At 62.7% G+C, this 8,914-nt stretch carries 8 protein-coding genes and 1 tRNA gene; 8 read left to right on the top strand and 1 reads right to left on the bottom strand.

All coding sequences use genetic code 11. The features are described from left to right. Nucleotides 1-401 precede the first annotated feature (401 nt). The 5 genes from proS (at nucleotide 402) to EOB49_RS21660 (ending at nucleotide 5,543) form a co-directional block, all read left to right on the top strand. Entirely contained in the window at nucleotides 402-1,730 is a 1,329-nt protein-coding gene (gene proS, locus EOB49_RS21645; protein ID WP_127382182.1) for a proline--tRNA ligase, read from the top strand. Continuing rightward, a complete protein-coding gene (locus EOB49_RS21650) occupies nucleotides 1,727-3,013 on the top strand; it encodes a lipoprotein-releasing ABC transporter permease subunit (RefSeq protein WP_127382183.1) in 1,287 nt (428 codons plus the stop codon). The genes proS and EOB49_RS21650 overlap by 4 nt, the downstream gene beginning before the upstream one ends. Further along, nucleotides 3,010-3,693 (top strand): ABC transporter ATP-binding protein, encoded by a 684-nt coding sequence (locus EOB49_RS21655; RefSeq protein WP_174800360.1) that lies wholly within the window; start codon nucleotides 3,010-3,012, stop codon nucleotides 3,691-3,693. The genes EOB49_RS21650 and EOB49_RS21655 overlap by 4 nt, the downstream gene beginning before the upstream one ends. A 600-nt stretch (nucleotides 3,694-4,293) precedes the next feature. Further along, nucleotides 4,294-4,695 carry a hypothetical protein gene (locus EOB49_RS37810; RefSeq protein WP_245472774.1) on the top strand — a complete coding sequence of 134 codons (402 nt, stop codon included), beginning with the start codon at nucleotides 4,294-4,296 and terminating at the stop codon, nucleotides 4,693-4,695. Beyond that, the gene (locus EOB49_RS21660; RefSeq protein WP_245472775.1) at nucleotides 4,692-5,543 is read left to right on the top strand and encodes a hypothetical protein; all 852 of its coding nucleotides are present in this window, start codon (nucleotides 4,692-4,694) and stop codon (nucleotides 5,541-5,543) included. The genes EOB49_RS37810 and EOB49_RS21660 overlap by 4 nt, the downstream gene beginning before the upstream one ends. Nucleotides 5,544-5,564: 21 nt before the next feature. Here the strand turns inward: EOB49_RS21660 and lipB are convergent, their stop codons facing one another. Further along, nucleotides 5,565-6,308 carry a lipoyl(octanoyl) transferase LipB gene (gene lipB, locus EOB49_RS21665; protein WP_127382184.1) on the bottom strand — a complete coding sequence of 248 codons (744 nt, stop codon included), beginning with the start codon at nucleotides 6,306-6,308 and terminating at the stop codon, nucleotides 5,565-5,567. Between the two features lie 235 nt (nucleotides 6,309-6,543). Between lipB and EOB49_RS21670 the strand changes: the two genes are divergently transcribed. The 3 genes from EOB49_RS21670 (at nucleotide 6,544) to EOB49_RS21680 (ending at nucleotide 8,779) form a co-directional block, all read left to right on the top strand. Next, nucleotides 6,544-6,628 (top strand) — tRNA-Leu (locus tag EOB49_RS21670). Between the two features lie 189 nt (nucleotides 6,629-6,817). Further along, nucleotides 6,818-8,236 (top strand): magnesium transporter, encoded by a 1,419-nt coding sequence (gene mgtE, locus EOB49_RS21675; protein ID WP_127382185.1) that lies wholly within the window; start codon nucleotides 6,818-6,820, stop codon nucleotides 8,234-8,236. A gap of 156 nt (nucleotides 8,237-8,392) precedes the next feature. Continuing rightward, nucleotides 8,393-8,779, top strand: coding sequence for a MerR family DNA-binding transcriptional regulator (locus EOB49_RS21680; protein WP_023685221.1), 387 nt, complete (start codon nucleotides 8,393-8,395; stop codon nucleotides 8,777-8,779). Nucleotides 8,780-8,914 lie beyond the last annotated feature (135 nt).

Consider the following 8,914-nt stretch of genomic DNA (forward strand, 5'->3'; position numbering starts at 1 on the left):
CCCAAGACTTTGACCGCGTAGGAGAGCAGATTTTTTTCTACCCTCTCGGTTATCGAGGTACATTAGCCTAAGGCGAATGAAAATGTCACGAAGAATTTTGCCTTGAAACGGGCATTCTCGTGCTGCACTGCACAATAGTGTGGCAGGCGTTGCTTGGCGAACGATCATCAAGACGCGCGCGGTGACCGGGAGGCCTTGCAGCGCCGTGGGTCTTCTGGGCGGGCGAAGGACGGTGCGACGCTTCTGATCCCGGCTATCCCATGCTTTTTGAAAATCGATTGCCGCTTTTCGGGCCGAAGCGTCCGGGTTCCCATTCCGCCTTGAAATGGCTATGAAGCCGGGTCAAGCAAGCCAAAGTCGCGCCGATTCTGACGCGGCCCTCCTCACTCACGGACCTGTCCATGCGTTTGTCGCGCTATTTCCTGCCGATCCTCAAAGAAAACCCGCGCGAGGCCGAGATCGTCTCGCACCGGCTGATGCTGCGTGCCGGCATGATCCGCCAGCAGGGGCAGGGCAGTTTCTCGTGGCTGCCGCTCGGCAAGCGGGTGCTGGACAAGGTCTGCCGCATCATTCGCGAGGAGCAGAACCGCGCCGGGGCGCTGGAAATCCTGATGCCGACCATCCAGTCGGCCGATCTGTGGCGCGAAAGCGGCCGCTATGACGACTATGGCAAGGAGATGCTGCGCATCAAGGACCGGCAGGACCGCGACATGCTCTACGGCCCGACCAATGAGGAAGTGGTCACCGAGATCGTCCGCGCCTATGTGAAGTCCTACAAGGACCTGCCGCTCAATCTCTACCACATCCAGTGGAAGTTCCGCGACGAAGTGCGGCCGCGTTTCGGCGTCATGCGTTCGCGCGAGTTCCTGATGAAGGACGCCTATTCCTTCGACCTCGACTTCGAGGGCGCCAGGGCGGCCTACAACAGGATGTTCGTGTCCTATCTCCGGACTTTTACGCGCATGGGGCTGCAGGCGATACCGATGCGGGCCGACACCGGGCCGATCGGCGGCGATCTCAGCCATGAATTCATCATCCTGGCCGACACCGGCGAGAGCCAGGTCTATTGCCACCGCGACTATCTTTCGCTCGATGTGCCCGGAGAGAAGACCGACTTCGCCAATGCCGCCGAGATCGGCGATATCGTCAAGACCTGGACGACACCCTACGCAGCCACCGACGAGATGCACGACGAGGCGGCGTGGGAGAAGATCGGCGAGAGTGACAAGGTTTCGGCGCGCGGCATCGAGGTCGGCCACATCTTCCATTTCGGCGACAAATATTCGAAGCCGATGGGCGCCAAGGTGACCGGGCCCGACGGCAAGGATCATTTCGTCTCCGGCGGCTCCTACGGCATCGGTCCGTCGCGGCTGGTCGCTGCGATCATCGAAGCCAGCCATGACGACAACGGCATCATTTGGCCGGAGGCGGTGGCGCCGTTCGACATCGGGCTGATCAACATGAAGGCGGGCGACGCCGAGTGCGACCGCGTCTGCCACGAACTGCATGCCGCTTTCGTCGCCGCCGGCAAGGACGTGCTTTACGACGACACCGATCAGAGGCCGGGCGGCAAGTTCGCCACCGCCGATCTGATCGGCCTGCCCTGGCAAGTGATCGTCGGGCCGCGTGGTGTCGCAGCCGGCGAGATCGAGATCAAGAATCGCAAGACCGGCGAGCGCGAGACGCTGCCGATCGCAGACGTGAAGAAGCGCTTCGGTGTCGCCGCATGAACGAGGCGGTGGCGGCAAGACCGGTCGGCGCCGGACCCTTTTCCATCTTCGAGCGCATGGTCGCCTGGCGCTACCTGCGTTCGCGGCGCAAGGAGACGGTGATCTCGGTGATCGCCTCGATCTCGTTCCTCGGCATCATGCTGGGCGTCGCCACGCTGATCGTGGTCATGGCGGTGATGAACGGTTTCAGGGCGGAGCTATTGACGCGCATCCTCGGCGTCAACGGCCACCTGATCGTGCAGCCGCTCGATTCGCCACTGGAGGACTATGCGCAGGTCGCCAGCCGCATCAACGGTGTGTCAGGCGTCAAATACGCCATCCCGCTGATCGACGGCCAGGTGCTCGCGCAAGGCAATGTCGGCGGTGGAACCGGAGCGCTGGTGCGCGGCATCCGCGGCGAGGATCTGAGCAAGATCGCCATCGTTGCCAGCAACATCAAGCAGGGCTCGATCGCCGATTTCGACTCTGGCGACGACGTTGCCATCGGCAAGCGCATGGCCGAGAATCTCGGCCTGACGCTTGGCGATACCATCACCTTGATTTCGCCCGACGGCGACGTGACGCCGATCGGCACTACGCCGCGCATGAAGGGTTACAAGATCGCGGCGATTTTCGAAGTCGGCATGTCCGAATATGACACCTCCATCGTCTACATGCCGTTCTCCGAAGCGCAGCTCTATTTCAACATGGACGGGCGGGCGCAGACGATCGAGATCTATGTCGACAATCCAGACGATGTCGATGCGCTGAAACCGAAGGTGGAGGCGGCGGCGCAGCGGCCGATCGACATGGTCGACTGGCGCCAGCGCAACGAGACCTTCTTCTCCGCCCTGCAGGTCGAGCGCAACGTCATGTTCATGATCCTGACGCTGATCGTGCTGGTGGCGGCGCTGAACATCATCTCCGGCCTGATCATGCTGGTGAAGGACAAGGGCCACGACATCGCCATCCTGCGCACCATGGGCGCGTCGCGGGGCGCCATCCTGCGCATCTTCCTGATGACGGGGGCGGCGATCGGCGTAACCGGTACGCTCGCCGGTGTGCTGCTCGGCGTGCTGATCTGCACCAACATCGAATCCATCCGCCAGTTCTTCTCATGGATGACCGGCAAGGTGCTGTTCAATCCTGAACTATATTTCCTCAGCCAGTTGCCGGCGAAGATGGATCCGCGCGAGACGACCTATGTCGTCCTGATGGCGCTCGGCCTGTCCTTCCTGGCGACGGTGTTCCCGGCATGGCGCGCCGCGCGTCTCGATCCGGTCGAAGCCTTGAGGTACGAATAGTGGCCGAGGTCATTATCGAGCTGAAGAGCGTCGAGCGGCACTACGTCCAGGGGCCGCGCAAGCTCACCATCCTGAACGGTGCCGATTTCTCGCTGAAGCGCGGCGAGATGGTGGCGCTGGTGGCGCCGTCGGGCACCGGCAAGTCGACCCTGCTGCACACTGCCGGCCTGCTGGAGCGTCCCGACGCCGGCGACGTCATCCTGGCCGGCCGTGCCTGCGGGCGGCTCTCCGACGACGAGCGCACGGCGATCCGCCGCAACGATGTCGGCTTCGTCTACCAGTTCCATCACCTGCTGCCGGAATTCTCGGCGCTGGAAAACATCATGATGCCGCAACTCATCAAGGGGCTCAGCCGCAAGGACGCGGCCGAGCGCGCGGCGCAGCTGCTCGATTACATGCAGATCGGCAAGCGCGCGTCGCACCGGCCGTCCGAACTCTCCGGCGGCGAACAGCAGCGCGTCGCCATCGCGCGTGCGGTCGCCAATGCGCCGCTGGTGCTGCTGGCCGACGAGCCGACCGGCAATCTCGACCCGGTCACCGCGTCTTATGTGTTCGAGGCGCTGGCGGCGCTGGTCAAGCAATCGGGCCTCGCGGCGCTGATCGCCACACACAATCACGAGCTAGCATCGCGCATGGACCGGCGCGTCACGCTGGCCGACGGCAAAGTGGTGCCGCTTTAGTCTCTGATGTCGTCATCCTAGGGCGAAGCTCCGCGGAGCGGAGCGTAGACCCTAGGATCCATGCCGTTACTTTCGAGACAAATGCAGGGGTCGAGGATATGCGACCTCTATCAGAGCGATAATTCTGCACCGTAGCATCGCCCCTGGGTCACGGCATGGATCCTAGGGTCTGCGCGCGTCGCTCCGCTCCTTGCTCCGCCCTAGGATGACGATGCGATGGATGTATTGGCTAATCGCAAAGGCTTCGGTCAGCCCACGTAGCACCGTCGATCGCCCCTCAACCCTTTCTTAACCCTGCCGATTTGATCGCCCGGAAATTCCGGGCGCGGGCGGATCGTGCCCGTTGACTTTGAAACAAAATTAGAACAAAATGCGAACATATCAACAACAGGAGAGAGTTATGACCGATCTGGTTCAGGATGTCATCTCACTGGTTTGCATGAGCACCTTCCTTGTTTCCATGGCGATCTGGATCGGAGCCATGTGATTTGGCGGCGTTCGCCGCCGCTGTTCCTATGCGGTGGAAGGCCGTTCCGCCGTTAAGCTTTTCTTGCCGCCGTAACGTTAGGATACCTCGGCAAGACAGGGAGCAACGTCCAAGTGTCGCCCATAGTCACGGCCATTCTGGTGGCTAGCAATCTCGGGCTGATCTTTCTGTTGATGACCGTGCCGCTTGGTTTGCGCACGGTCCGTCTGACCCGTCTGGTGGCGATGGACCGCCAGCGCCTCTGGCAGGCGCTGTGGCCGCTCGGCAGCGATGCCGGCTGGTCCGGTGAGATTCTTTCCGCCGAGGCGCCGGACGGCGAGGGCGTGGCCCGCATGACGCTGTCGTGGGAAGGTCGCGACGGCAAGCCGATCGAACGCAAGTCGCGGTTTGATGACGTCGTCGAAGGTATCAGCTTCTCGATGCGTGTCATCGAGGACACGGCGCTCGACGCTTCGTTCTGGAAGGACTTTCCGAAACCGTTGAACTCGTTTCCGAAGGCACCAGCACGCGGGTGACGCTCAGCCAGACGGATCGCTATCGCGGCGTCGCCTTCCTTGTGTTCCGCTATTTCGCCCTGCGCCGCGAACTCTCCAAGCTGCAGCGCTGGGCGCGGACCGGGCAGTATCGCAAGGGCGGCTGGTTCGAGCATCCGTTGAGCCAGGTCGGTTTCGCCGGGCTTTCGGCGCTGATCCTGTGGCCATTCTTCGGCCTTCACTTCGGCGGCCTGGCACTGGCCGCGATCCTCACATCGGTGGTCGCCCTGCATGAGCTTGGCCATATGGCGGCGTTCCGGCTTATGGGCCACAACCGGGCACGGATGATCTTCATTCCGCTGCTCGGCGGCATCGCCATTGGCGGGCGGCCCTATGACAGCCGTTTCGAAGTCGCCTTCGTGGCGCTGATGGGCGCCGGCTTCTCCGCATTCCTGGTGCCGGTTGTGATCGCTGCCAGCACCTTTGCCGGCGCGGAAGGCCACCGGCTGGCGGCGGCCCTGCTGGCGACCCTGGCGGGCTTCGCCGCACTGTTCAACATCGCCAATCTGGTGCCGGTGTGGAAATTCGACGGCGGCCAGGTGCTGCGCCAGATCTGTCCGGGACCGGTCGCACTGGCGCTGGCTTCCTTCTTCCTGCTCTCGGCTTTCCTGGCTGTCGGTTGGCAGGCCGGCTTTTCCTCCAATTTCCTGCTCGCGACGGGAGCGGTGTTTTCGATCCTCAGCCTGCTGACGATGAGCAGCGGGGTCAAGCCGCGTTACGAGCTGAAGCCGATCCGCACCATCGACCGGCTCGCCATGGCGGCGGCGTTGCTGGCAGTGTTCGCCATCCATGGCTATGGCGTATTGTGGGCCTCCGCCCAACTGATTTGAGCCGTACCGGGTCCGGAAGAATCAGCCGGCCTTGCGCTCGGCTTCGACAGGCAAGAGCGTGGCGGGACCGAACACATCCTCGAAGGCGGATTTCAGCGCCAGGTCAAGGTCGGCCATGGTCAGGGGAAGGCCGAGATCGACGAGGCTGGTGACGCCGTGGTCCTGCACGCCGCAAGGCACGATGCCGCTGAAATGGTCGAGGTCGGGCTCGACATTGATGGCGATGCCATGAAAACTCACCCAGCGCCGCAGCCGGATGCCTATGGCCGCGATCTTGTCCTCCGCCGGCGAGCCGTCCGGCAGGGCAGGGCGATCCGGCCGCACCACCCAGACGCCGACCCGGTCCTCGCGGCGCTCGCCATGCACGTTGAAGGCGGCGAGCGTGCCGATGATCCACTGTTCGAGCGCCGCGACGAAGGCGCGGACGTCCTCACGCCGCCGCTTCAGATCAAGCATGACATAGGCGACCCGCTGGCCCGGCCCATGATAGGTGTATTCGCCGCCGCGGCCGGCCGCAAACACCGGGAAGCGGCTGGCGTCGATCAGATCCTCGCCGCGAGCGCTGGTGCCGGCCGTGTAGAGCGGCGGGTGTTCGACCAGCCAGACCATTTCGCCGGCAGCGCCGCTGCGGATCGCCTCGGCGCGCGCCTCCATGAAGGCAAGTGCTTCGGGATAGGCGGTAAGGCCGGGCTCGATCAGCCATTCGACCGGTGCTGAACCGGGGAGCGGCAGGAACGACGTGGCGATCTGGCTGCGTTCGGGCATGGCGTATCGTCTTTTCGCTTATGCATGTCGCGTCCCAAAACCGCCTCGCACCTTTGGGTGACATCAACTTGCCTTCCATATGGCGATATCAGGCGCAAACGTCCAGTTCCGGCGCTGCGTTCGGACCCTGTGGAGCATTATGCCAATCGCCTGACATTATTGCTTGCCGTGCACTTGTTTCGCCGGAAACGATTTGCTACACGCCGCGAGCCGGTCGGTTCCGGCTCTACCACGTGCGGTCGTGGCGGAATTGGTAGACGCGCAGCGTTGAGGTCGCTGTGGGGCAACCCGTGGAAGTTCGAGTCTTCTCGACCGCACCATTTTCCTTCCCAGATCCCGATTGTGCAAGCTCCGCCCGCTGCGGGCCGGGCGCATTTCGTTGATATTCCCGCGCTTTACGCCACTTTCTTTTTGAGCGTCGGATTCTCCCGAAACCGGTTTCCCCTTTGGGTCCGATGCTCTAGACCTGATTTGCACCTTTTCCGGGATTCTTGTGGCGGGAGGCGCTGGTGGAAGGCGAGCACGAACGGACGATTGGCGCCAGGGCCGCCGAGGAGCACCACGCCGACATCTATGGCGAGGACGGCGCTGTGCTTTCGTCCTTCCTGGCGCGGATTGGCGCGGCGATCGCCGACCGCGACACGCTGACCCTCAAGCATGAAGTCGACGACCTGCACCAGTCGGAACTCGGCGACCTGCTCGAGGCGCTGCATCCCGAACAGCGCCACGCGCTGGTCGAGCTCCTGGGCGCCGATTTCGACTTCTCCTCGCTGACCGAGGTCGACGAGGCGATCCGTATGGAGATCGTCGACAGTCTGCCCAATGCGCAGATCGCGCAGGCGGTACAGGAGCTCGATTCCGACGACGCCGTCTACATTCTCGAAGACCTCGAGAAGGAGGATCAGGACGAGATCCTGTCGCAGCTGCCGTTCACCGAGCGGATCAGACTGCGCCGCTCGCTCGACTATCCCGAAGAGACGGCCGGCCGCCGCATGCAGACCGAGTTCGTCGCGGTGCCGCCGTTCTGGACGATCGGCCAGACCATCGACTACATGCGCGACGACCAGAATCTGCCCGAGCGCTTCAGCCAGATCTTCGTCATCGATCCGAGCTTCAAGCTGCTCGGCGCCATCGACCTCGACCAGATCCTGCGCACCAAGCGTTCGGTCAAGGTCGAGGAAGTGATGCACGAGACGCGGCACGCCATTCCGGCCACCATGGACCAGGAAGAGGCTGCACGGGAATTCGAGCAGTACGATCTTTTGTCGGCCGCAGTCGTCGACGAGAACGAACGGCTGGTTGGCGTTCTGACCATCGACGATGTTGTCGACGTCATACAGCAGGAGGCCGAAGAAGACTTGATGCGCATGGGCGGCGTCGGCGACGAGGAGCTTTCCGACAGCATCTTTTCGACCTCGCGCTCACGCGTTCCGTGGTTGCTGATCAACCTTCTGACCGCGTTCCTGGCGGCGTCGGTGATCAGTCTGTTCGACCGCACGATCGAACATATCGTCGCACTGGCGGTGCTGATGCCGATCGTCGCCGGCATGGGCGGCAATGCCGGCTCGCAAACCATGACCGTCACCGTGCGGGCGTTGGCGACCAGGGATCTCGACATCTACAATGCCGGCCGCATCATTCGCCGCGAGATGGGTGTCGGCTTCATCAACGGCATCGTCTTCGCCATCCTGATCGGCATCGTTGCGGCAGCCTGGTTCCGTGACCCCAATCTGGGCGGCATCATCGCGGCGGCGATGATCATCAACATGTTCGTGGCCGCCCTGGCCGGCATCCTGATCCCGCTGCTGCTCGATCGTTTCAAGGTCGATCCGGCGGTCGCTTCGGCAGTTTTTGTCACCACGGTTACCGACGTCGTCGGCTTCTTTGCATTTCTCGGCATTGCCACGTGGTGGTTCGGTGTGCCCTGAAGGCACGCCTTTTGGCTTAATTGACTTTTACGTAAATGCCGTGCGAGGCTTGCGCGGGGCGCCATGTCGATTCCGGCATGGCACGGGTTCTGGTTCGGGACATAAGGGTGACGCCGGCATGGGATCGCCCCTTGGTTTCGGCGTGCGGGAGTGGCAATGCGAGAATATTATTCGATCACCGAGTTGACCCGCGAGTTCGACGTGTCGACGCGGACGCTTCGCTTTTACGAGGACGAAGGGCTGGTGCAGCCGGTGCGGCGTGGCCGCACGCGTCTGTTTCGCCCCTCCGACCGGCACCTCATCCGTCAGATCATGCGCGGCAAGAGGCTTGGCTTCTCGATCAACGAAATCCGCGAAATCATCCAGATGTACAAGGAGCCGCCCGGCGAAGTCGGCCAGCTCAACCTGATGATCAAGCGCATCGAGGAAAAGCGCGAGGATCTCCGGCAGAAGCGCCGCGACCTTGAGGAGACGCTGGCTGAACTCGACCAGGCCGAGGAATCTTGTGTGGAGCGGCTGGTTGAGCTTGGCGTGAATACCTGAGCGGACTGGATTCTATCGGGCGTTAGCGTTCGGAATTAGCGGAAACGTCCATTCCTTCGTCATCCTAGGGCGGAGCAAGGAGCGTAGCGACGCGGCGCAGACCCTAGGATCCATGCCATGACTTCAATGCGCCGC

Source organism: Mesorhizobium sp. M7A.F.Ca.MR.148.00.0.0 (assembly GCF_003997735.1).
Lineage (GTDB): Bacteria > Pseudomonadota > Alphaproteobacteria > Rhizobiales > Rhizobiaceae > Mesorhizobium.

Excerpts from the sequence above, each read along its gene's own strand:
- proS (WP_127382182.1), top strand. The coding sequence starts at position 402 with ATGCGTTTGTCGCGCTATTTCCTGCCGATCCTCAAAGAAAACCCGCGC.
- EOB49_RS21650 (WP_127382183.1), top strand. The coding sequence starts at position 1,727 with ATGAACGAGGCGGTGGCGGCAAGACCGGTCGGCGCCGGACCCTTTTCC.
- lipB (WP_127382184.1), bottom strand. The coding sequence starts at position 6,308 with ATGCCCGAACGCAGCCAGATCGCCACGTCGTTCCTGCCGCTCCCCGGT.
- EOB49_RS21680 (WP_023685221.1), top strand. The coding sequence starts at position 8,393 with ATGCGAGAATATTATTCGATCACCGAGTTGACCCGCGAGTTCGACGTG.